At 71.9% G+C, this 22,216-nt stretch carries 19 protein-coding genes and 1 pseudogene; 10 read left to right on the top strand and 10 right to left on the bottom strand.

The genetic code is table 11. From position 1 onward, the window contains the following. Positions 1–193: 193 nt before the first annotated feature. Complete coding sequence (locus OG943_RS06320; protein ID WP_328608738.1) at positions 194–1,045, top strand: hypothetical protein; 852 nt, start codon at positions 194–196, stop codon at positions 1,043–1,045. On the opposite strand, the gene OG943_RS06315 is transcribed toward OG943_RS06320, so the two are convergent. Beyond that, positions 1,046–1,696 carry a response regulator transcription factor gene (locus tag OG943_RS06315; protein ID WP_328612013.1) on the bottom strand — a complete coding sequence of 217 codons (651 nt, stop codon included), beginning with the start codon at positions 1,694–1,696 and terminating at the stop codon, positions 1,046–1,048. It abuts the gene before it with no gap. A 121-nt stretch (positions 1,697–1,817) separates the two neighbouring features. Between OG943_RS06315 and OG943_RS06310 the strand changes: the two genes are divergently transcribed. The 4 genes and pseudogenes from OG943_RS06310 (at position 1,818) to OG943_RS06295 (ending at position 7,781) form a co-directional block, all read left to right on the top strand. After that, entirely contained in the window at positions 1,818–2,492 is a 675-nt protein-coding gene (locus OG943_RS06310) for a BON domain-containing protein (protein WP_328608737.1), read from the top strand. Between the two features lie 89 nt (positions 2,493–2,581). After that, positions 2,582–3,463 (top strand): slipin family protein, encoded by an 882-nt coding sequence (locus OG943_RS06305; protein ID WP_328608736.1) that lies wholly within the window; start codon positions 2,582–2,584, stop codon positions 3,461–3,463. Between the two features lie 219 nt (positions 3,464–3,682). Next, entirely contained in the window at positions 3,683–4,222 is a 540-nt protein-coding gene (locus tag OG943_RS06300) for a DUF5994 family protein (protein WP_328608735.1), read from the top strand. A 179-nt stretch (positions 4,223–4,401) separates the two neighbouring features. Beyond that, positions 4,402–7,781: pseudogene (locus tag OG943_RS06295) on the top strand (GH92 family glycosyl hydrolase). 51 nt (positions 7,782–7,832) lie between these two features. Here OG943_RS06295 and OG943_RS06285 read toward each other — a convergent pair. From OG943_RS06285 to OG943_RS06275, 3 genes are read right to left on the bottom strand one after another with little or no spacing between them, the layout of a single operon-like run. Further along, complete coding sequence (locus OG943_RS06285) at positions 7,833–8,477, bottom strand: TetR/AcrR family transcriptional regulator (protein ID WP_328608732.1); 645 nt, start codon at positions 8,475–8,477, stop codon at positions 7,833–7,835. Positions 8,478–8,503: 26 nt separating this feature from the next. Beyond that, positions 8,504–9,406 carry an alpha/beta hydrolase gene (locus OG943_RS06280; protein ID WP_328608731.1) on the bottom strand — a complete coding sequence of 301 codons (903 nt, stop codon included), beginning with the start codon at positions 9,404–9,406 and terminating at the stop codon, positions 8,504–8,506. A 2-nt stretch (positions 9,407–9,408) separates the two neighbouring features. Next, positions 9,409–9,831, bottom strand: a complete 423-nt coding sequence (locus OG943_RS06275) for an SDR family NAD(P)-dependent oxidoreductase (protein ID WP_328608730.1) — start codon at positions 9,829–9,831, stop codon at positions 9,409–9,411. 101 nt (positions 9,832–9,932) lie between these two features. Here OG943_RS06275 and OG943_RS06270 point away from each other — a divergent pair, with 101 nt between their 5' ends. Further along, a complete protein-coding gene (locus OG943_RS06270; protein ID WP_328608729.1) occupies positions 9,933–11,747 on the top strand; it encodes a flavin-containing monooxygenase in 1,815 nt (604 codons plus the stop codon). A gap of 6 nt (positions 11,748–11,753) precedes the next feature. On the opposite strand, the gene OG943_RS06265 is transcribed toward OG943_RS06270, so the two are convergent. Both OG943_RS06265 and OG943_RS06260 read right to left on the bottom strand, forming a co-directional pair. Then, complete coding sequence (locus OG943_RS06265; protein WP_328608728.1) at positions 11,754–12,965, bottom strand: glycosyltransferase; 1,212 nt, start codon at positions 12,963–12,965, stop codon at positions 11,754–11,756. Positions 12,966–13,286: 321 nt separating this feature from the next. Next, on the bottom strand, positions 13,287–13,742 hold the full coding sequence (locus tag OG943_RS06260) for a hypothetical protein (RefSeq protein WP_328608727.1): 456 nt from the start codon (positions 13,740–13,742) through the stop codon (positions 13,287–13,289). Between the two features lie 129 nt (positions 13,743–13,871). On the opposite strand from OG943_RS06260, the gene OG943_RS06255 reads away from it, so the two are divergent. From OG943_RS06255 to argG, 3 genes are all read left to right on the top strand, one after another. After that, positions 13,872–14,630 (top strand): SDR family NAD(P)-dependent oxidoreductase, encoded by a 759-nt coding sequence (locus OG943_RS06255; RefSeq protein ID WP_328608726.1) that lies wholly within the window; start codon positions 13,872–13,874, stop codon positions 14,628–14,630. 39 nt (positions 14,631–14,669) lie between these two features. Next, positions 14,670–15,413: a glutamine amidotransferase gene (locus OG943_RS06250; protein WP_328608725.1), complete on the top strand. Its 744-nt coding sequence runs from the start codon at positions 14,670–14,672 to the stop codon at positions 15,411–15,413. A gap of 115 nt (positions 15,414–15,528) precedes the next feature. Beyond that, a complete protein-coding gene (gene argG / locus OG943_RS06245) occupies positions 15,529–16,980 on the top strand; it encodes an argininosuccinate synthase (protein WP_328608724.1) in 1,452 nt (483 codons plus the stop codon). Between the two features lie 76 nt (positions 16,981–17,056). Here argG and OG943_RS06240 read toward each other — a convergent pair whose 3' ends face one another. The 4 genes from OG943_RS06240 to OG943_RS06225 all read right to left on the bottom strand — a co-directional run bounded on the left by OG943_RS06240 (position 17,057) and on the right by OG943_RS06225 (position 20,334). Then, positions 17,057–17,803: an SDR family NAD(P)-dependent oxidoreductase gene (locus OG943_RS06240; RefSeq protein ID WP_328608723.1), complete on the bottom strand. Its 747-nt coding sequence runs from the start codon at positions 17,801–17,803 to the stop codon at positions 17,057–17,059. Beyond that, positions 17,800–18,192 (bottom strand): hypothetical protein, encoded by a 393-nt coding sequence (locus OG943_RS06235; RefSeq protein ID WP_328608722.1) that lies wholly within the window; start codon positions 18,190–18,192, stop codon positions 17,800–17,802. Before OG943_RS06235 ends, OG943_RS06240 begins: the two co-directional genes overlap by 4 nt. Before the next feature lie 121 nt (positions 18,193–18,313). Beyond that, entirely contained in the window at positions 18,314–19,015 is a 702-nt protein-coding gene (locus OG943_RS06230; protein ID WP_328608721.1) for a S1 family peptidase, read from the bottom strand. A gap of 344 nt (positions 19,016–19,359) precedes the next feature. Then, complete coding sequence (locus OG943_RS06225) at positions 19,360–20,334, bottom strand: LysR family transcriptional regulator (RefSeq protein ID WP_328608720.1); 975 nt, start codon at positions 20,332–20,334, stop codon at positions 19,360–19,362. A 71-nt stretch (positions 20,335–20,405) separates the two neighbouring features. Here OG943_RS06225 and OG943_RS06220 point away from each other — a divergent pair, with 71 nt between their 5' ends. Next, positions 20,406–22,190: a gamma-glutamyltransferase family protein gene (locus tag OG943_RS06220; RefSeq protein ID WP_328608719.1), complete on the top strand. Its 1,785-nt coding sequence runs from the start codon at positions 20,406–20,408 to the stop codon at positions 22,188–22,190. Positions 22,191–22,216: the final 26 nt, after the last annotated feature.

The raw sequence follows: 22,216 nt of genomic DNA, 5'->3' as shown, positions 1-22,216 counted from the left end.
GGTCGTATATGCCCTCAAGGTGGCCTTCAGGGCACGCCGCGCAAGCAATCGCGAGCCAGCTCAGCGCCCGTGAAACCGGCGACCTTCGCCGCGCGACCCGGGACGTTCGGCACTGTGCCCCCGCGCCGCCGGGGCGGATTGTCGGCAGGCAAGCCAAAAACCAGCGAACGCACGGATCCAGGGAGCAAGCGGGATGAAAACCGGCGTCATGCCCGTGGGGCACCTGAACATCGAGCAGGTACGGCAGATCCTCGTCATGGCGACCACCCCGCCGCCGTTGCGGGGCGCTCGGCCCTGGCGGTTCCAGTGCACGCCGGGGGCGATCGAGCTGTACGCGGACATCGACGAAGGCCCCGAGCGGCGGGAACAGCTCCTCAGCTGCGGGGTGGCGCTGCTGAACCTCCGGCTGGCGATCAAGGCCCACGGCAGCCACCCCGACGTGCGGCTGCTGCCGACGGCCGGGCGGCCGGACCTGCTCGCCGTCGTGCGCCCCCGCGGGCACGAGCCGGTCTCGCCGGTGGACCGGCGGCTGGCCGAGGCCATCCCGGTCCGCCGCGGCAACCGGTCCCCGTTCACCGCCGCGGCCGTCCCGCCCGAGGTCCAGCGCGAGCTGCGCCGGGCCGCGGAGATCGAGCGGTCGTGGCTCGCCACGGTCGAGCCCGAGCAGATCCCGCTGCTGCGCGAGATCATGGACCGCGCGGTGCCGGAGAACGGCGACCGGACGGACTTCGACGTGCAGCCGGACCGGTTGCTCGTGGTCGTCGGATCCCTGCACGACACCAACCTCGCGCTGCTGCAGGCGGGCCAGGCCATGCAGCGGGTCCTGCTCACCGCGACGGCTTCGGGCCTGTCTTCGGCGCTGTGGTCCGCCGTGATGGCCCAGCCCGGGCCACGGCGCGAGCTGCGGCAGCTGCTCGGCGGCGGCCTGTGGCCCCAGGTGATGCTGCGGCTCGGGCACGGCGCGCCGGTCGCGCCCTACACCCCGGTACGCCTGGAGGACGTCGTGACCAGCGACGAGCACCCGTTCTCCGCGGGCCTGCGGTGATCAGCCGCCCGGACGGCGCCGTTCGTCGTGGATCCCGGTGACCAGCACCGCGGCCTGGGTCCGCCGCTCCATGCCCAGCTTGGCCAGCAGCCGGGACACGTAGTTCTTCACGGTCTTCTCGGCCAGGAACATCCGCTCGGCGATCTGCCGGTTGGTCAGGCTTTCGCCGATCAGGTCCAGCAGCACCCGCTCCTGCGCGGTCAGCCCGGCCAGCGGGCCCTGCTCCCCCGCGCCCTCACGCAGCTTCGCCACCAGCGCGGCCACCGCGCGCTCGTCGAGCAGGCTCCCGCCCGCCCCGACCCGGCGGATGGCCTCGACCAGCTGGAGTCCCTTGACGTCCTTGATCACGTACCCGTCGGCCCCGGCGAGCACCGCGTCGACCATCGACTGCTCGTCGGTGAACGAGGTGAGCATCAGGCAGCGCAGTTCGGGCAGCTTCGCCCGCAGCTCGCGGCACAGCTCGACGCCGTCGCCGTCGGGCAGCCGGACGTCCAGCACCGCGACGTCCGGGCGCAGCGCGGGCACCCGGGCCAGCGCCTCGGCGGCCGAGGAGGCCTGGCCGGCCACCGTCAGGTCGTCCTCGTCGTCGATCAGCTCGGCGACGCCACGGCGTACCAGCTCGTGGTCGTCGACCAGGAACACCGTGATCACGCGCGGCGCGGGACGCGGAGGGTCAGCCACCCGGCCAGGTTACGCCCGCCGCGCCGAACGACCCCGGAAGAAAGGCCCCACGGCCCTACGCCGCGTGGGCCAACGAGGTCACCGTGAAGGCATGACCCAGATCCAGCACCGGCCCGACCACCAGCTCCGGACCGACGTCACCGAAGAGCTCGCCTGGACCCCCAGCGTGAGCGCCGAAGACATCGAGGTGACCGTCACCGACGGCAAGGCGACGCTGTCGGGGTACGTGGGGACCTACCCGGAGAAGGAAGAGGCACTGCGCGCCGCGACCCGGGTCCACGGCGTGACCGTGACCGCGGACAAGGTCGTCGTGCGCCACGGCAACGACGTCCCCGACGACGCGGACCTCACCCGCGAGGCCATGAACGTCTTCGACCGCCGCTCCGTCGTCGTGCCGAAGGACTCCGTGCAGGTCGAGGTCCGCGACCACGTGCTCACCCTGCGCGGCGCCGTGCCGTGGCAGTTCCAGCGCGAAGCCGCCCGGAACGCCGTGGCCGGCCTGCCCGGGATCAGCGGCGTGCGGAACCTGATCTCGCTGCGGCCCTCGGCCACCGCCGCGCCCGCCGAGATGCAGGCGAAGATCACCGCCGCGCTGACCCGGCACATGCCCGAGCAGTCCCAGTACGTCGAGGTCGGCGTGGACGGCACCCAGGTCACCCTGACCGGCGACGTGCCCACCGCCGCCGAACGCCGCTCGGCCGAGCAGACCGCCTGGTTCGCCCCCGGCGTGACCGCCGTCGACAACCGGATGACGCTCACCGACTGACTCGTCACCGAGCCGGCCGGTACCCGCCACCGGCGAGCGGGTACCGGTCCACCGCATCCTCGCCGGGACGCCGTTTTCCGAGGAGCACCATGAACATCGTCATCATCATCGTCATCGTCGTGGTGCTGCTGATCCTGCTGGCCTCCACGGTGCGGATCATCAAGCAGTACGAGCGCGGGGTGCTGTTCCGGCTCGGCCGGGTGCAGGGCGTGCGCGAGCCCGGGCTGCGGCTGATCATCCCCGTGGTCGACGTGCTGCGCCGGGTCCCGCTGCGCATCATCACCATGCCGATCCAGTCCCAGGGCATCATCACGCGCGACAACGTCAGCGTCGACGTCTCGGCGGTCGCGTACTTCCGGGTCACCGACGCGGTGAAGTCCGTGGTCGCGATCGAGAACGTCTACGCCGCGATCGACCAGATCGCGCAGACCACCCTGCGGAAGGTCGTCGGACGGCACACGCTGGACGAGACCCTGTCCGAGACCGACAGCATCAACACCGGCATCCGCGAGATCCTCGACGTCACCACGCTCGACTGGGGCGTGGAGGTCACGCTCGTCGAGCTCAAGGACATCCAGCTGCCCGACACCATGAAACGCGCGATGGCCCGCCAGGCCGAGGCCGAGCGCGAGAAGCGCGCCAAGATCATCAGCGCCGAAGGCGAATCCCTCGCCGCGGCCGCGCTGGGCGACGCGTCGGACACCATGATGGCGCACCCGCTCGCGCTGCAGCTGCGGAACCTGCAGAGCCTGGTGGAGATCGGCGTGGACAAGAACACCACCGTCGTGTTCCCCGCCCCGCTGATGAGCACCATCGGCGAGCTGGGCTCGTTCCTGGCCCGCGAGACGGCTGCCGCGAATTCCGGTGGCTCGAACCCTGCTGCCCAGGAGCCGCTCAAGCCCGCGGCCACCGGTGCGATCGTCCCGCTGGCCGCGTCCGGGAACGGAAGCTCCGGCCCCGAAGGACATTGAAGCGCTTGAAGTTCTGAGCGTCCCCTCGAACCCCGCGGCGTCCGGCTCTGCAGAAGTCCGGGCGTCGCGGACTTCACGGCCCGGCAACGGCAGGAACAGCGAGTGTCGCGGGGGTATCATGAGAAGGGTCCGAGAGCACTCCGTGCGTGAGCGGCCGAGCCCGCGTCGTCCTCGGCCCCAGTCCGGCCGGCGGTCTCGGCCGGGGACGGGAGCACCGGCATGAAGTCGGATCCCTGCACCGAAGCACCGGTACCCGAGCCCCCGCGTCACGCGGTCCGCCTGCGCTTGAAGCCGAAGGCACCCCGGACCGGCTATGTGGACGGCGCGTGGTGGCCCCGTTCCCGTGACCTGGCCGCCGAATTGCCGTCCCTGCTGACGGTGCTGGCCGTGCGGCTGGACCAGGTCGAACGCGTCACCTTCAACCTCGCCGCTTGGCCGGCTACGCCACGCCGTCTCCGCTTCGAGGACGCCGACGTCCGTCTGGAGGGCTTCCGGTCGCAGCCCGCCGCCACGGTGACCGTGGTCGGCGCGTGGGACCGGCACCGGCTGACCCTGCTCGTCGTGCCGCCGGAGACCGATCCCGTTGCCGCGCACGGCATCCTGATGACCGCGGCCCACCGCGACGACACCAGCGGCCCCGAAGCCCTGCTCGGCGGCCACCCGGAGCCGGAGCTGCTCACGTCCGGCGAGAAAGCCTTGCAGAGCTGGGAAGTCGACGGCGGGCGCATCCGCGTGCTCACCGAAACGATCGACGCGTAGCCAACGCCACAGCCGCCCTCCCCCACAGCCCTGACAACGGATTGACCGGTCACGGGGTTTGCAAATGCCCACCGAGGTGCAAAGCTGCTCTCCGATCCTCAACCCGGGAACCGACGCTCGCTGGGATAGTGAAAGTTCGGTTCTGACAACGATGTCATCGCTTCTGGGAGGTGCGCCCCATGTGGTCGCAGAGCAGACGGGCGGCCGCGCTCGCGGTCGCGGGCCTGGTGTTCGCCGCGCTGGCGCCCGCCGCGGCCGGGGCCCAGGCAACGGCCGCCGATCCGGTCTCACAGGTCAACCCGTTCGTCGGCACGCAGAACTTCGGCAACACCTTCCCCGGCGCGAGCGCGCCGTTCGGGATGGTGCAGGTCAGCCCGGACACCGGCGGCCAGGGCGGGTACGACTACCAGCAGAACGCGATCTACGGCTTCAGCCAGACGCACCTGTCCGGCGTCGGCTGCGGGGTGATGGGCGAGCTGCCGGTCATGCCGACCACCGGCGCCGTGGACAGCGTCGACAAGGACGCCTACAAGTCCGCCTACACGCACGACGACGAGCACGCCGAGCCCGGCTATTACCGCGTGGGCCTCAAAAAGTACGACATCAACGCCGAGCTGACCGCCACCGCCCGCACCGGCTGGCAGCGCTACACCTTCCCCTCGGCCGGCGCGGCGAACGTCCTGTTCAACACCGGCCAGGCCAACCAGTCGGTCAAGGACTCCGAGATCCACGTGGTCGGCGACCGGACCCTGGAGGGCCGCGTGCGCGCGGGCGGGTTCTGCGCCGGGCACGACGAGCACACGGTGTACTTCACCGCGACGTTCGACCGGCCGTTCAGCTCCTTCGGCACCTGGCGCGGCTCGACGCGGACGCCGGGCAGCCGGGACGCGGCGGGCACCGGTGGCAACGGCGCGTGGGCGAGCTTCGACGCGACCACCGACCGCGACGTCGTGGTCAAGGTCGGCCTGTCCTACACCGGCCCCGAAGGCGCGCGGAAGAACCTGACCGCGGAAACCGGTGACTCCTACGACTTCGACGCCACGCGCACCGCGCTGCACCAGGCGTGGGCCGACCGGCTCGGCGCGGTCAAGATCTCCGGCGGCACCGCCGACCGGCAGACGGCGTTCTACACCGCGCTCTACCACTCGCAGCTGCACCCGAACCTGGCCGGCGACACCGACGGTGCGTACACCGGCTTCGACGGCAAGGTGCACACCGCGAGCGGCTACACGCCGTACCAGAACTTCTCGCTGTGGGACACCTATCGGCCGCAGAACCAATTGCTGGAGATGCTCGAACCCCAAGTGGCGAAGGACGTCGCGCTGTCGGTGGTGGCGATCGGGCGTGACGGCGGCTGGCTGCCGCGCTGGGCGCTGGCCGGGAGCGAGACCAACATCATGACCGGCGACCCGGTGACGCCGTTCCTCGTCGAGGCCTGGTCCAAGGGCCTGCTCGCCGGGCACGAGGAAGAGGCGTACGCGCTGCTCAAGAAGAACGCCACGAGCACACCGCCCGCCGACTCGCCGTACAACGGGCGCTCCGGGGTGAACTACTACAACGACCGCGGTTACATCCCCAGCGGACTGACCCTCGGCACGGACTGCGCGGCCAAGGGCGGCGACAACGACTGCAACCACCCGGCCTCGGCGACGATGGAGTACTCCGCGGCCGACGCGGCGCTCGCGCTGATGGCGAAGGGCCTCGGCCACCAGTCCGACGCGCGCATGTTCGCCGACCGCGGCCAGTGGTACAAGAACCTCTGGGACTCCTCGACGCAGGCGTTCCGCCCGCGCACCACCGACGGCACCTGGGTGACGCCGTACAACCCGGTCGACGCCGGCCAGCAGTTCCACGAGGGCGGCGCCTACCAGTACCAGTGGCTCGTGCCGCAGGACCCGGCCGGGCTGGTCTCGCTGATGGGCGGGCGCGCCACGACGCAGAAGCGGCTGGACTCCTTCTTCGCCTACGACAAGCTGCTCACCGACCCGGCGGGCACCGCGCGCGCCGACTGGATCACCAGCCCGTACGACTACTACGGCAAGCCCACCTACAACCCGAACAACGAGCCCGACCTGCTCGCGCCGTACATGTACAACTGGGTCGGCGCGCCGGCGAAGACCGCGACCGTGGTCCGCGCGGCGATGACGCTGTTCACCACCGGCCCGGACGGCATGACCGGCAACGACGACCTCGGCACCATGTCGGCCTGGTACGTGTTCTCCTCGCTCGGCCTGTACCCGACCATGAGCGGCTCGAACTTCCTCGCGGTGTCCAGCCCGCAGTTCGAGTCGGCGACCGTCCGAATCGGACAGTACGGCGGCTCGCAGGGCGGCACGCTCACGGTTTCCGCGCCGGGCGCGAGCGACACCAACCGGTACGTGCAGAGCGTTTCGCTGAACGGCCGTGACGTCCGGCAGACGTGGCTGGACTGGTCCGCGATCTCCCACGGCGGCACGCTCTCGCACAAACTCGGCTCCACGCCGTCGAAGTGGGGCACGTCAGCGAACGCGGAGCCGCCTTCGGTGAACAACGCGGTCGGCGACCTGCGCCGGCACGTCGACGCTTCGGTGGGCCAGAGCTCCGTGGTGATCCCCGCTTCGGACCAGGCGCAGCAGGTGAACGTGGGCCTGGACGTGCTCACGCAGAGCCCGCTGGCGCAACCGGTCACGGTGACCACGACCGCGCCGAAGGGCTGGACGGTGACGACCAAGCCGCGCAACCCGCTGCTGCAGTGGTCGGGCCGATTGCCCGTGCAGCAACCGGTTTCGCTGGCGGTGACCGTGCCCACGGGCACGCCGGTGGGCAGTTATCCGTTGCAGGTCAAGGCCGCCGGGCTGGGCGCGAACACCGTCACACAGCCGGTGAGCGTCGAGGTGCGGGCGCCGGCGGTCTGCGCGGCGACATCAACTACAGCGACGTCCGGTACGGCGTGCGCGGTCGACCTGGGCCGGGACCGCAACCACGACGGCACAGCCACCGTCGCCGCGTCCACCGAGGGCAACTTCGACGGCTCCGGCTGGCGTTACCAATCCGACCAAAAGTAGGCGATCGAGAGGTGACGGCCCGGTGTGCGGCCGATTCGCCGTGGCTGTGGTCGGATTGGTAACAAACGGCGCAGTACGACGCGGACCTGCTGCCGCCGGCCGGACCGGTCGTGTGGGACGGCGTCACCTACGCCGCCCCGGACGCGAGCGGCACGGCGGCGAACTTCGTCGAGGCCCGCGGCCAGTCGCTGCTGGTCCCGGCGGGGCGCCACGCGACCGTGCGGCTCGTCGGCTCGTCGCACAGCGGCCCGGTGACAACCACGCTGACCGCGCACTACACCGACGGCAGCAGCGCCGCCCTCGGCGTGACGCTCGGCGACTGGGCCGGCTCGACGCCCGCGGGCAGCACCGTGGTGCTCGACCTGCCGCACCGGATCAAGGCGGGCAGCGGCGTGGACGGGCCGCCGGTCCGGCTCTTCGGCACCCAGGCGGCCCTGGACAGCGGCAAAACGCTCCAGTCGCTGTCTCTGCCGAACGACCCGCGGGCCGAGCTGTACGCGATCACCCTCGCCTGACCGCGCCGTCCGGGCTGGTTCGTCCACAGTGGACGATCCAGCCCGGGCGGCTCAGGGGGTCACCGGGGCCAGCACCAGCCCGGTGATGCCGTCGATCAGGCCGGTCGCGGCGTCCGACCAGGTCGCGCGCGGGGTGGGGGTGCCCTCGGCGAGGGCACGCTCCCGTTCGGCGGTCACGTGGATCATCAGCTGGCGGGCCATGTCACCGCGCTCGGCGCGGACCTCGGGCGGCAGCTCGGGCAGGCAGCGGTTCAGGCCGCCGACGACCCGGGCCAGCACCGGCGAGGAGAGCGACTCCGTCACCATGATCTCGCGCAGCGCGGGGTCGGTCATGATCTGCGCGCCGAACCGGGCGAACCAGGTCGGCGTGCCGAGCTCCTCGAGGTAGGAGGTGGTCGGCCGGACCAGGCAGGCCACCCACTCGCGCAGGCCGGGGGCCTCGGGCATCGCGGCGACCATCTCCGCGCGCAGCACGTCGAGCCGCACGGCGTGCTTGCGCGTGATCGCGCGCACGAGGTCCACTTTGGTGCCGAAGTGGTAGTTCACCGCGGCGTTGTTGCCCTGGCCCGCGGCCTCGCTGATGTGCCGGTTGGACACCGCGTGCACCCCGTGCTCGGCGAAAAGCCGCTCCGCCGTGCCGAGGATCGCATCGCGGGTGGCACTGGCCCGGTCCGCCCGGACGGTTTTCTCGGTCATGACCACCCCTCATCGCACCAGAGATCCTACGTGCGGGCCCGCAGCCAGGTGCGGGCCGCGGCCAGATAGGCCCGGGCGACGTCCGCGCCGGGCGCCCAGGCCTCGAACCCGTGCGGCGCACCGGGCACGACGTGGAACTCCGTCTCGACGCCGTCCGCGCGCAGCTGCTCGGCGTACGCACGGTCTTCGTCGTGGAACAGGTCGATGTCGCCGACGCCGATCCAGGCGGGCGGCAGTCCACTGAGGTCGCCGCGCCGGGCGGGCACGGCGTACCGCGGCACCTCCGACACCCCGGGCTCGGCCGCGAGGTAGGAGCGCCAGCCGAAGCGGTTGAGCCGGTTGTCCCACACCCGATGGCCGACGCGGTCGAGGTCCCGCCGCGCGGCGGTGCGGTCGTCGAGCATCGGGCAGAACAGCCACTGCGCGACCGGCTGCGGGCCGCTCTCGTCGTGCAGCCGCTGCACCAGCGCCGCGGCGAGCCCGCCACCGGCGCTCTGCCCGCCGACCGCCACCCGGGCCGGGTCGACGCCGAGGGACGCGGCCCGCTCCCGCAGCCACGTCCACGCGGCGTGGCAGTCGTCGATCGCCGCCGGGCCCGGGTTTTCGGGCGCCAGCCGGTATTCGGCCGACACGACGGTGATCCCCAGCTCACGGGCGGTCTCGCCGCAGAACCGGTCGTCCGCCACGGCGCTTCCGGCCACCAGTCCCCCGCCGTGGATCCACAGCAGCGCGGCGTCCGAGCGGACGACGACGGGGCGGTAGACGCGGACCCCGTCCGCCGTCTCCAGGCGCACGCCGGGCACTTCGACCGCACGCATCCGCGCGGTCAGCGCCCGGGCCAGCCGGCGCACCCACGGGCGCCGCATCGAAACGCGCGGCACCCACCGCACCCGGGCCCGCAGCTCCGGCGTCACCTTTTCCAGTTCCATCGCTATTGCGCCACCCATCCGCCGTCGGAGGGCAGCACGGCGCCGTTGACGTTGACGCCGTCGTCGCTGAGCAGGAATGTGATCGAGGCCGCCAGCTGCTCCGCCTGCGCGACGGGCGGGATGAGCTGGAGGAACTCGCGGATCCGCCGCCGCCCGAACTCCGACGGCGTGCCGATCCGCGCGATCCCGGTGGCGACCCCGCCCGGGGCGACGGCGTGTTTCGAGGCGGTGTAAGCGATCCCGGCGGTGGAGCCGCGCAGCGCCGCTTCGGAGGCGACGTTCACGATCGAGCCGGCGGCCCCCGTGACGATCACCGTCCGGCCGTCGAACCGGCCCGCCGTGACCCGCTCCCGCCACCCGCCGGGCGCGGCTTCGACCGGTGGCGCGGTGTCGTTTCGAACGTCGTTCGCCTGAGCTTCGTCCATAGGCGGAAAGCCTACCCCGATTTTAAATCACTTGCTTGACTAACGTCGCGTTAGTGGGTTACCTGGGGTCGAGAGAAGATCACCAGATCCGGAAGGCACCCATGTCCAGCACCTCTTCGCCACCGTCCGGCCTGGGCTTCGACCCGGACGCGCTGCGCGCCAAGTACCGCGCCGAACGCGACCGGCGGCTGCGCCCCGACGGCAGCGCCCAGTACCAGCGGGCCGAAGGCGACTTCGGCTACTACGCCGAAGACCCGTACGCCACCCCCGGTTTCACCCGGGAGCCGCTGCAGGACCAGGTCGACGCGGTGGTCGTCGGCGGCGGCTTCGGCGGGCTGCTCGCCGCGGCGCGCCTGCGCCAGGCCGGCCTGGACCGCATCCGGGTGATCGAGAAGGCCGGGGACTTCGGCGGCACCTGGTACTGGAACCGCTACCCCGGCATCCACTGCGACGTCGAGTCCTACATCTACCTGCCGCTGCTGGAAGAACTCGGTTACGTGCCCGAGTGGAAGTACGCGCCCGGCGCGGAGATCCTGGGGCACTGCCGGGCGATCGGCCGGCACTTCGACCTCTACCGCGACGCCTGCTTCCGCACCGCGGTCGAAGGCCTCCGCTGGGACGAGGACGAGGCGGAGTGGACCGTCCGCACCGACCGCGGGGACGTCATCCGGGCCCGGTACGTGGTCGTCACCAGCGGCGTGCTCGACCGGCCCAAGCTCCCCCGCATCCCGGGCATCGAGACGTTCGAGGGGCACACCTTCCACACCAGCCGGTGGGACTACGGCTACACCGGCGGCAACGCCGACGGCGGCCTCACCGGGCTCGCCGACAAGCGCGTCGCACTCATCGGCACCGGGGCCACCGCGATCCAGGCCGTGCCGCACCTCGGGCGCGACGCGAAGCACCTGTACGTCTTCCAGCGCACCCCGTCCACTGTGGACGTCCGCGGCAACCGCCGCACCGACCCGGAGTGGGCGCGCTCGCTCACTCCGGGCTGGCAGCAGGCCCGCCGGGACAACTTCCTCACGATCATCACCGGCGGGCAGGTCGAGGAGGACCTGATCGCCGACGGCTGGACCGGCAGCGCCCGGCTGCTGGAGAAGATCATCCCCACCGACGCCTACGCCCACCTTTCCGACGAGGAACGCGATCGTGTCGGCGAGCTCGTCGACTTCCAGAAGATGAACGAGCTGCGCGACCGGGTCGAAGCCGAGGTCCGGGACCCGGCGACGGCGGCGGCGCTCAAGCCCTGGTACAGCTACATGTGCAAGCGGCCGACGTTCAGCGACCACTACCTGCAGACGTTCAACCGTCCCAACGTGACCCTGGTCGACACCGCGGACACCGGCGGCGTCGAGCGGATCTCCGGGAAGACCGTGGTGGTCGGCGGCCAGGAGTACGAGGTCGACTGCATCATCTTCGCGACCGGCTTCGAGCTGGGCGCGACGGACCTGATGTCCGGCCGCCTCCCGGTCGTCGGCCGCGACGGCGCCGCGCTGCTGGAACACTGGCGAAACGGCGTCCGGACGCTGCACGGCTTCTCCAGCCACGGCTTCCCGAACCTGTTCCACGTCGGGCAGCTGCAGACCGCCAGCACGATCAACTTCGTGCACGGCCTCGACCAGCAGGCCACGCACATCAGCGCGATCGTCGCCGAGGCCCGCAAGCGCGGCGCCGACCGGGTCGAGCCGACCGCCGAGGCGGAGGACGCGTGGATCGAGCTGATCCGGGGAAAGGCGAAGGACCGTACCGAGTTCTTGCTCGCCTGCACACCGGGCTACTACAACAACGAAGGCCAGCCGGGCGCGCGCGGCGGGTCCTACGGCTTCGGGGACGGCCCGCTGGTGCTCCAGGAACTGCTGCGGAAGTGGCGCGCGAACGGCGGTTTCGACGAGGTGATGGCCGCCGCGCGGTGACGCGCTTCAGGAGATGAACCGCGCGGCGACCAGGGCACCGTCCGTGCGGACCTCGGCGGCGAACGACCGCGCACGACTCTCCACATCGGACTGGAGGACCTGCTTCAACGCCGTGGCCAGTGAATCGGCGGTCGGCTCGGCGTCCGCGTGCGCGGCGCCGATGCCGAGGTCCTGGACGCGGCGGGCGAAGTAGTACTGGTCGTAGAGGTGCGGCACGACGACCTGCGGCGCGCCGCCGCGGCTGGCCGTGGTCGTGGTGCCCGCCCCACCGTGGTGCACGACGGCGGCGACGCGCGGGAACAGCGCCCGCAGGTTCAGCTCCGTGACGGCCAGGCAGTCCGGCCCGTCGTCCGGCAGGTCCAGCCCGGCCCAGCCGCGCAGCACGATCGCGCGGCGCCCGAGCGCCCGCGCCGCCTCGACCGCCGCCCGGCCGAGGGCCTGCGGCGAGCGCACGCTGCCGAAGCCGAAGTAGACCGGCGGTTCGCCGTCCGCGAGGAAGTCCTCCACGACGGAGGGCAGCGGCCGCCGGTCGGGCAGGATCCAGGCGCCGGTCGGCACGACGTCCACATCGGACGGACGTAGCCACGGCGCGAGCGCCGGGTCGGCGGCCAGCAGGGGCCGGTCGGTCAGGATGTGGCCGAGCACGTCGTCGACCGGGCCGAGGCCGGCCGCTGCGCGCTGCTCGTTGAGCGCCGTGCGCCAGGTGGCGTTGCGGCGTTCGATTTCCTGGGTCCACAGGGCGCGGTCGTCGGCGCCCGGTTCGGCCGGCGGACGCCCGGGCAACGGCGGCGGCGCGTGATGCGGCGACGGCAGGCTGACCGGGCTGTAGTCGGCGAAGAAGTAGCGGATCCCCCGCAACTCGGCCACCGACCGCGCGGCGACCTGGAGCTGGTTGCAGCCCACGATCACGTCACAGCCCTCGGCCGCCTCCCCCACCGTGGCGAACTGACCGGCGACGGTGGCCGGCACCAGCGCCCGTAGCTCTTCGATCGTGAGCTTCTTCGGTGTCGGGTTCGGTGTTTTGTCAGCTGTCCCAGCGCGGGGCTGTAACTCGGGCCCCAGCGGCACGAACGGCAGACCGTGTTCCTCGGCCAGCCCCCGGAAGTCCGGCGGCGCGCACAGCCGCGCCTCGTGCCCGAGCTCACGCAGCTGCACCCCCAACGCCAGCAACGGCTGGAAGTCGCCCCGCGAACCGATCGTCGACAGCAGTACCCGCATCAGGAATCCCCTCACTCATCAGCCCGCGAACCACCGGCCCAGCCCGCGGAGCAGCGATTATCCGCCGCCGAACCGGCCTTGCGGCAAGCCCCGGGGTGCGCTATACCGTGAAGTGGGAAGAGAAATCTCCCGCCTCTGCCGCCCGCCGGCTCACCACTCCCGCCTCGCGCTGGCTCCCCACCTCCGCTGGACTCTGGCGCACCACTCCCGCCTCGCACCGACTCCCCGCCCCAGCCCCTGCCGCGCCCGGCTCGCCACCCCTGCGGCGCGCCGACTCCCCACCTCGACCGCGGCCTGACTCCCCTCCACCGCCCTTCAGCGTCAACTGGCTCTCTCCCGCAGCTGGGCCAGCTTGCCTCCTTCGCCGCGAGCCGCCTTCCCCTCCGCAGTCAGCCATCTAGCCAGCTCGCTCCCCTCCACCACCCTTCCTCGCCAACCGGCTCTCTTCCCGCCGCCGGCCCGCTTGCCTCCTTCGCCGCGAGCCGCCTTCCCCTCCGCAGTCAGCCATCTAGCCAGCTCGCTCCCCTCCACCACCCTTCCTCGCCAACTCGCCCCCTTCCGCCACCGCGCATCGATGCCGCTCCGCGCCAACTGGCTCTCTTCCACCGCCAGCCCGCTTGCCTCCTCCACCGCCAGCCCGCTTGCCTCCTCCACCTCCAGCCGCCTCTCTCCGCAGCCAGCCATCCAGCCAGCCAGCCGACCTCCCACCACAAACCGGCCTCCCTCCACTTCGGACACTCCCCGCCGCCGAACCACCCACCGCACCTGCGACGTCACCCACAGCACCCGGATCAATGTTGACATTCGGACATCACTTCCGGCACGATCAAGAAGCCGCCGGATCCGAGGAGCCGCCCCGATGTCTCGCCCCGTCCCGTCACCATCCGAGGCGAACGGATCCGCGCGATGAGGCGGGTCCTGGTCACGGGCGCGTCCCGCGGGATCGGCCGCGCGGTGGCCGTCGCGTTCTCCGGTCAAGGTGATCGCGTGGCCGTGCACTACTCCGCCGGTCGCGTCGACGCCGAAGAGACGCTCGCGCTTCTGGCCGGCGACGGGCACACCCTGGTCCAAGGCGACCTCGGCGACCCCCAGACAGCCGAGCGCATCGTCGACGAGACCATCGCGGCTCTCGGCGGGATCGACGTACTGGTCAACAACGCCGCCGTCGCGCCGAGCGCGGACAACGAGCACCGCGTGGCCGACACCTCGTACGCGGACTGGCAGCGGGTCTGGCACCGGATGGTCGACGTCAACCTGCTCGGCGCGGTGAACCTCACCCACCTCGTGGCCCGGCACCTGATCGGCCGCGGCGCCGGGGGCAGCATCGTCAACGTCGGCTCCCGCGGCGCGTTCCGGGGCGAGCCCGACTTCCCCGCCTACGGCACGACGAAGGCCGCGCTGCACGCCTTCGGGCAGTCGATGGCCGTCGCGCTCGCGCCGCACGGGATCGCTGTGACCTCGGTCGCGCCGGGGTTCGTGGCCACCGGGCGGCAGGCGGCGAAACTGGCCGAAAACGGCGCGGCCCTGCGGGAACAGAGCCCGTTCGGGCGGGTCGGCACCCCCGAGGAGGTCGCCGACGCCGTGCTGTACTTGGCTTCGGCGCCGGCCGCCTGGGCCTCCGGCGCGATCCTCGACCTCAACGGGGCGTCCCACCTGCGGACCTGACCCCGCCCCACCCCCGCCGCGCCGTTCGGAAGGACCACGATGACCCAGACCGCACTGGCCGTCCGCCACGTCGCCTTCGAGGACCTCGGCCTGATCGAGCCGGTGCTGAACCGCCTCGGGTACGACGTGCTGTACCTCGACGCCGGCGTCCACGAGATCAGCGCCGAGACCGCCGTGGAAGCCGACCTGCTCGTCGTGCTCGGCGGCCCGATCGGAGCCGCCGACGCCGGGCGCTACCCGTTCCTCACCGCCGAGGTCGACGCCATCCGGGAGCGGGTCCGCCGCGGCGGGCGCACGCTGGGCATCTGCCTCGGCGCGCAACTGCTCGCCCGCGCGCTGGGCGCCGGGGTCAAAGCCGCCGGGCACAGCGAAATCGGCTACACGCCGTTGACCCTCACCGACGAAGGGCTCCGCTCGCCGTTGCGGCACCTCGCGGACGTCCCCGTGCTGCACTGGCACCAAGAGCGGTTCGACATCCCGGCGGGCGCGGTCCGGCTCGCCTCGACGCCGGCGTGTCCGAACCAGGCGTTCGCCGTCGGCTCACACGTCCTCGGCCTGCAGTTCCACCTCGAAGCCGACCCGCGTGCCCTGGAACGGTGGCTGATCGGCCACGCCCAGGCCCTCACCGCGCTCGGCCTGCACCCCCAGCCCCTGCGTGACGCCGCGGCCGGCGCCGGCACCGCCCTCACCACCGCCGCGGCCCGCGTGCTCACCGAATGGCTGCTCCCGGCGTCCGGCCCGGCCGCGGAAGTCACCAGCGCGGCCGGGTCTTCCGCCTGGTAGACCCCCGGAAACACCACCCGCGCGACGCACCGCCATCGCCTTCCCGGCCCGCGCGCCGACCGGCAGATCGACCCCCGAATTGCACGACGATGCATCAGCGTGCATAATTATTCGCGTGTCCAAGATGCTCACTTCCCTCCCTGTCGGCGAACGCGTCGGGATCGCCTTCTCCGGCGGCCTCGACACATCTGTGGCGGTCGCGTGGATGCGCGACAAAGGCGCGGTGCCCTGCACCTACACCGCGGACATCGGCCAGGCCGACGAGCCCGACATCGAGTCGGTGCCCGGGCGCGCCCACGCCTACGGCGCGGAGATCGCGCGGCTGGTCGACTGCCGCGAGGCCCTCGTCGAGGAAGGGCTCGCGGCCCTGACCTGCGGCGCGTTCCACATCCGGTCCGGCGGCCGCGGCTACTTCAACACCACCCCGCTCGGCCGCGCGGTCACCGGCACGCTGCTGGTGCGCGCGATGCTCGAGGACGACGTCCAGATCTGGGGCGACGGGTCCACCTTCAAGGGCAACGACATCGAGCGGTTCTACCGCTACGGCCTGCTCGCCAACCCCTCCCTGCGGATCTACAAGCCGTGGCTGGACGCCGACTTCGTCACCGAGCTCGGCGGCCGCAAGGAGATGTCCGAGTGGCTCGTCGCCCACGAGCTGCCCTACCGCGACAGCACGGAGAAGGCCTACTCCACCGACGCGAACATCTGGGGCGCGACGCACGAGGCCAAGTCGCTGGAGCACCTCGGCACCAGCATCGAGATCGTCGACCCGATCATGGGCGTGCGGTTCTGGGACCCCGACGTCGAGATCGCCGCCGAGGACGTCACCATCGGCTTCGAGCTGGGCCGCCCGGTGACGATCAACGGCAACAAGTTCGACACCTCCGTCGACCTGGTGCTGGAGGCCAACGCGATCGGCGGACGGCACGGGCTGGGCATGTCCGACCAGATCGAGAACCGCATCATCGAGGCGAAGAGCCGCGGCATCTACGAGGCGCCGGGCATGGCGCTGCTGCACGCGGCGTACGAGCGGCTGGTCAACGCGGTGCACAACGAGGACACCGTCGCCAGCTACCACAACGAAGGCCGCCGCCTCGGCCGGCTGATGTACGAAGGCCGCTGGCTGGACCCGCAGGCGATGATGCTGCGCGAGTCGCTGCAGCGCTGGGTCGGCACCGCGATCACCGGCGAGGTGACGCTGCGGCTGCGGCGCGGCGAGGATTACTCGATCCTCGACACGTCCGGGCCGGCGTTCAGCTACCACCCGGACAAGCTGTCGATGGAGCGCACCGTGGACTCGGCGTTCGGCCCGGTGGACCGGATCGGCCAGCTGACCATGCGCAACCTCGACATCGCCGACTCCCGCGCCAAGCTGGAGCAGTACTCGAGCCTCGGCATGGTCGGCAGCACCTCGCACCCGGCGCTGATCGGCGCCGCGCAGGCGGCCTCGACGGGCCTCATCGGCGCGATGTCGCAGGGCGGCGCGGAAGCGATCGCCTCCCGCGGCCGCGTTTCCGGCGACGACGAGCTGCTCGACCACGCGGCCATCGAGTCCGGCACCGACTGACCCTGCCGGTGAACTGCTCGTGAGTGTTTATGACGGTTAGAACCGTCATAAACACTCACGAGCAGTTGATCACGCGTCAGCGCGGGTACAGGCCGCCGTTGACGTCCCAGCAGGCGCCGGTCACGAAGCCGGCGTGCTCCGCCGCGAGCAGCGCCACCATGTCGGCCACGAACAGCGGCGAGCCCAGCGTGCCGACGGGAATCGAGCGCTTGATCTCCGCGAGCCGGTCCGGGGGCACGGACTCGTGCACCACCGGTAGGTCGAGCGGGCCGGGCGCCACGGCGTTCACCGTGACCCCGCGCCCCGCCAGTTCCCGGGCGAACACCTTGGTCAGCGTGGCGACGCCGCCCTTCGCCGCGGCGTAGTGCGCGCCGGTGGCGGTCCCGCCGTTCTGCCCGGCCAGCGAGGCGACGTTGACGATGCGGCCGGCCCCCTGTTCGGCGAAGTACGCGCCGAAGACCTGGCTGCCGAGGAACGCGCCGTCGAGGTTGGCCGACACCACGGCGGAGAAGCTCTCCGGGCTGATCTCCATCAGTGGCTCCACTGTGGACATTCCCGCGTTGTTGACCAGCACGTCGATCCGGCCCCAGCGGTGGTGCGTCTCGTCGCGGGCGCGTTCGAACGCCGCCTTGTCCCGCACGTCGAGCGGGAGCGCCAGCGCGGTGGCGCCGCCGGGGTCGAGTTCGCCCGCGGCGTGACGCACCGCCTCGTCCGTCCGGTCGGTCAGCACGACGCGGTACCCCTGCTCGTGCAGCCGCCCGGCGATCACGCGGCCGAGCCCGCGCGCGGCGCCCGTCACGACCGCGACCCGCGACGCCGTCACCGGTCCCCCGCCGCGCCGTCGGGCAAGGTCACGGCGGCCGGGATGGTCAGCTCACGGCCCATCCGCGCCTCGATCCGCATGTACCGCCAGAGCGCGTGCTCGCCGACCGGGGTGGTGCGGAACAGGTTGCACGCCCGCACCACGGTCGGCTGGCCGGCGACGTCGGCCAGCACGTAACAGGTCCACGGCCACGACGCCGACGGGCCGACCATGTGCTGGTCGTCGTCGATCGTGCCGAGCACGGTGACCCCGTCCAGCGCGGCGAGGTCGCCCAGCATGGTGGAGAAGGCCTGCCACACGACGCCGATGCCGTCGGTGGGCAGGTCGAAGAAGTTCTGGTTGACCCCGATGCAGAACAGCACACGCAACGGGACGGCGGGTTCGGTCACGTTTCCCGGTCCTCCTCAAGATCGACTCGTCCGGACCGCACGACCGTAACCGAGGAGTCCGTCCGGGAAACACACCAGTGCCGGTGCCGGGAAGCCCGACACCGGCACTGGCGAAGGTGACTCAGACGCCCGCGACCGAGGAGATCCAGTCGCGGTAGAGGGTGACGTTGATGTAGGCGGTGTAGGACTGGCGGTCGCTCGTCGAGGCGACGCCGACCTGCTTTCCGTTGGCGTACATGGGGCCGCCGGAGTCACCGCCGGCGGTGATGCCGTCGCCGCGGTTCGCGCAGACCGAGGTGCCCGCCGCGCCGTCGGGGCAGTCGATGGAGGTGACGGACACCTTGGCCACCTTCAGCTGCTGCGACTGGCACTCGATCTCCGGCTTGTCCGTGCAGGTGGCGCCCCAGCCGTAGACCTGGGCCTCGTCCCCGACCTTGACGTCGCCCTCGCTGCCCAGCGGCGCGTAGTCGGTCTGCACCTGCTGGTCGATCTTCACCAGCGAGATGTCCGCGTCGGTCGACTCGTGCACCTCGGTCGCGTTCACCGTGGTGCCCTGGGTCTGGTCGAGGCTGCCGACGTGGAAGCTGATCTGCTGGCCGTCGGCGCCCTGGGTACAGTGGCGCGCGGTGAGGATCCAGTCCGGCGCGATGATCGTCGCCGAGCAGAGTTCCTGGCCACCGGCGAACATCCGGGCGGCGCCGTGCAGCGAGTCGGCGTTGCCGCCGTCGATGATGTACGGCTGGGCGGCGACCGACGTCCCGGCCGCGGCCAGCGACGACAGGACCACTCCGGACAGAACCGCGGCGACACGGGCTTTACGCACTGGGGATCTACCTCCAACCGCGGGCCGGGCTCGCGGTGACGGGGACGGTGAAGGACGCGCTCACTGTCTCGGCTGTGAGTGATTACCCGGTACCCGACGATGGTCGGTAAAGGAAGAACGCGACTTCCGTCGTAGGCCAATGGAAGCTGTGATTCCGGCTTCCGCTCCGCTGAACGGCGGTATGTCCACAGTGTCACGACGCCGCGCTGGGTTGGAGTCCGTCAAGGCCTCCTTACCCGCGCTGGACGCGGGTAAGGAGGCCTTGACGGCGCTTGGCCCGACGGGGCGGGAGGCCGGGCCGAGTCAGGCCGGGCCGAGTCAGGCGCGGGGTCAGGCGAGCGTGGTCAGGCGGGCCGGGCCAGTGTGGTGTCGAGGAACGCCTGGGTCGCCGCGGTGATCGGGCCCGAGCGGTGCAGGAGCCACTGCGGCAGCCGCTCCGGCGGGGAGAAGCGGTAGACCTCGGCGCCCGCCCGGCGGGCCAGGTCCGCCCAGCCGTCGGGCATCAGGCCGGCGCCGATCCCGCGCAGCACCATCGGCAGGACCACGCTGCGGTCCCCCACCTCGGCCGCGATGGCCAGGTCGCCGACGCTCGCGGCCAGCCGGTCGAACAGCGCGCGCACCGCGGTGGGCGGCTTGGACACCACGAACCGCATGCCTTTGAGGTCATCCCACGCCACGGTGCCATCCGAGCCTCCCAACGCGCCGCCACCGCCCGCCTGCTCGCCGCCACCAGCCTGCGCACCGCCCCCACCAACCCCGGCGCCACCCGCAGCGCCACCCCCACCGATGCGCGTGCCAGGCGGCGCGACCAGCAGGAACTCCTCGTCCCGCAAGTGGTGCGCGACGAGCCCCTGGCCCGACGGCCGCTCGGCACTGCCGCACACCCCGGCCTCGCACCGGCCCTGCAGGACCATCGCCACCACCTCGGCCGCAGACAGGGCCGAGGACGTGCTCACCAGCACGCCGGGATGCCGTTCCCGCAGCTCGGCGATGATGCTGATCACCGGTTCCAGCGCCGAGGACGAGGTGGCCGCGACGTCGACCCGCCCGACCAGGCCGTCGCCGACCGCGCGGGCCGCCGCTCGCAGGGCGTCGAGGTCGCGCAGCACCAGCCGGGCCCGGTCGGCCATCAGCTCGCCCGCGCTGGAGAGCACCGCGTTGCGGCCCACCCGGTGGAACAGTTCGACGTCCAGCTCGTGCTCGAGCTTGGCGATCGCGCGCGACAACGAGGGCTGCGCCACCCGCAACGCCTTCGCGGCATGGGTGAACCCGCCGTGCTCGACGATCGCGACGAAATACTCCAGCTGGCGTCGTTCCATAGCATCACGCTATCGGAATGGTGTCCCACATGTCTTGGACGTACACCCTCCTCACGCGCGACGATGCAGGGATGTTCCAGACGCGTCCCACCCTGCAGGGCACCTTCGGCATGGTCTCGTCCACCCACTGGCTCGCCTCGGCCACCGCGATGGCGGTCCTCGAGGACGGCGGCAACGCCTACGACGCGGCCACCGCCGCCGCCTTCGTGCTGCACGTGGTCGAGCCGCACCTGAACGGCCCCGGCGGCGACGTGCCGATGATCGTCGCCCCCGCGGGCGGCGCGCCGAAGGTCCTCTGTGGACAGGGCCCCGCGCCCGCCGGGGCGACCATCGAGCACTACACCTCGCTCGGGCTGGACCTGGTGCCCGGCACCGGCCCGCTGGCCGCCGCGATCCCGGGCGCGTTCGACGCCTGGCTGCTCCTGCTGCGCGACCACGGCACCAAGCCGCTGCGCACGGTGCTGGACTACGCGATCGGGTACGCCGAGAACGGGCACCCCGCGGTCGAGCGCGTCGGCGCCACGGTCGAGGCCGTGCGCGAGCTGTTCGAGACCGAGTGGACCAGCTCGGCCGCCGTCTACCTGCGCGACGGCAAGGCGCCCGCGGCGGGCGCGCTGCTGAAGAACCCCGCCCTGGCGGCCACCTGGCGCCGGGTGCTCGCCGAGGCCGAGGCGGCGGGGCCGGGCCGTGAGACGCAGATCGACGCGGCGCGCAAGGTCTGGCGGGAGGGGTTCATCGGCGAGGCGATCGCCGCGTTCTCCGCGAAGCCCACCATGGACACCTCCGGCGAGCGGCACGCCGGCACCCTCACCGGCCAGGACCTCGCGACCTACGAGGCGACGTACGAGGACCCGGTCACGCACACCTGGAACGGCTGGACCATCGCCAAAGCGGGCCTGTGGAGCCAGGGCCCGGTGCTCCTGCAGCAGCTCGCGCTCCTGCCCGGAGAGCTGGATTACGCCACGCCGGACTACTACCACACGCTCATCGAGGGCACGAAGCTCGTGATGGCCGACCGTGAGGCGTGGTACGGCGACAGCTCGGACGTCTCGCTGGAGACCCTGCTTTCCCCGCAGTACAACGAAAACCGCCGCCGGCTGATCGGCGATCGGGCGTCGCACGAGCTGCGCCCGGGACGGCCGGACGGCCGGGAGCCGCGGCTGGCCCGGCACGTGGAGTACGTCGAGGCCGGCGGCGCCGTCGTCACGCCGGTGGGCGCGGGTGAGCCGACCGTCGCCAAGGACGGCGCGACCCGCGGCGACACCTGTCATGTCGACGTGGTCGACCGGTGGGGCAACATGATCGCGGCGACGCCCAGCGGCGGCTGGCTGCAGTCCAACCCGGTGATCCCGGAGCTCGGCTTCCCGCTCGGCACCCGGCTGCAGATGGCCTGGCTCGACCCGGGCCTGCCCAACTCGCTCGGCCCCGGCAAGCGCCCGCGCACCACGCTGACACCTTCGCTGGCCCTTCGCGACGGCGTCCCGGTAATGGCGTTCGGCACCCCCGGCGGTGATCAGCAGGACCAGTGGAGCACGCATTTCCTGCTCGCCGTCGCACTGCGCGAAAATGTGCGCGGCGGACTCGACCTGCAGGGCGCTATCGACGCGCCGAACTGGCACACCGACAGCTTCCCGAGTTCGTTCTACCCGCGCGCCATGGTGCCCGGCGGGGTGACCGTGGAATCGCGGGTCGGCGCCGACGTGATCGCCTCGCTGGAAAACCGCGGACACCTTGTCACCGTGGGAGAATCCTGGTCCGAGGGACGGCTGTGCGCCGTCGCGCGCGACCCGGAGACCGGCGTGCTCTCGGGCGCGGCCAACCCCCGCGGAATGCAGGGATACGCCGCCGGCCGATAATGACGGAACCGTCTCGGGAAACAGCG

Source organism: Amycolatopsis sp. NBC_00345 (assembly GCF_036116635.1).
In the GTDB taxonomy this organism is placed as follows: domain Bacteria; phylum Actinomycetota; class Actinomycetes; order Mycobacteriales; family Pseudonocardiaceae; genus Amycolatopsis.
The sequence above is the reverse complement of the archived record's forward strand: the minus strand, read 5'-3'. Positions and strand labels throughout refer to the sequence as shown.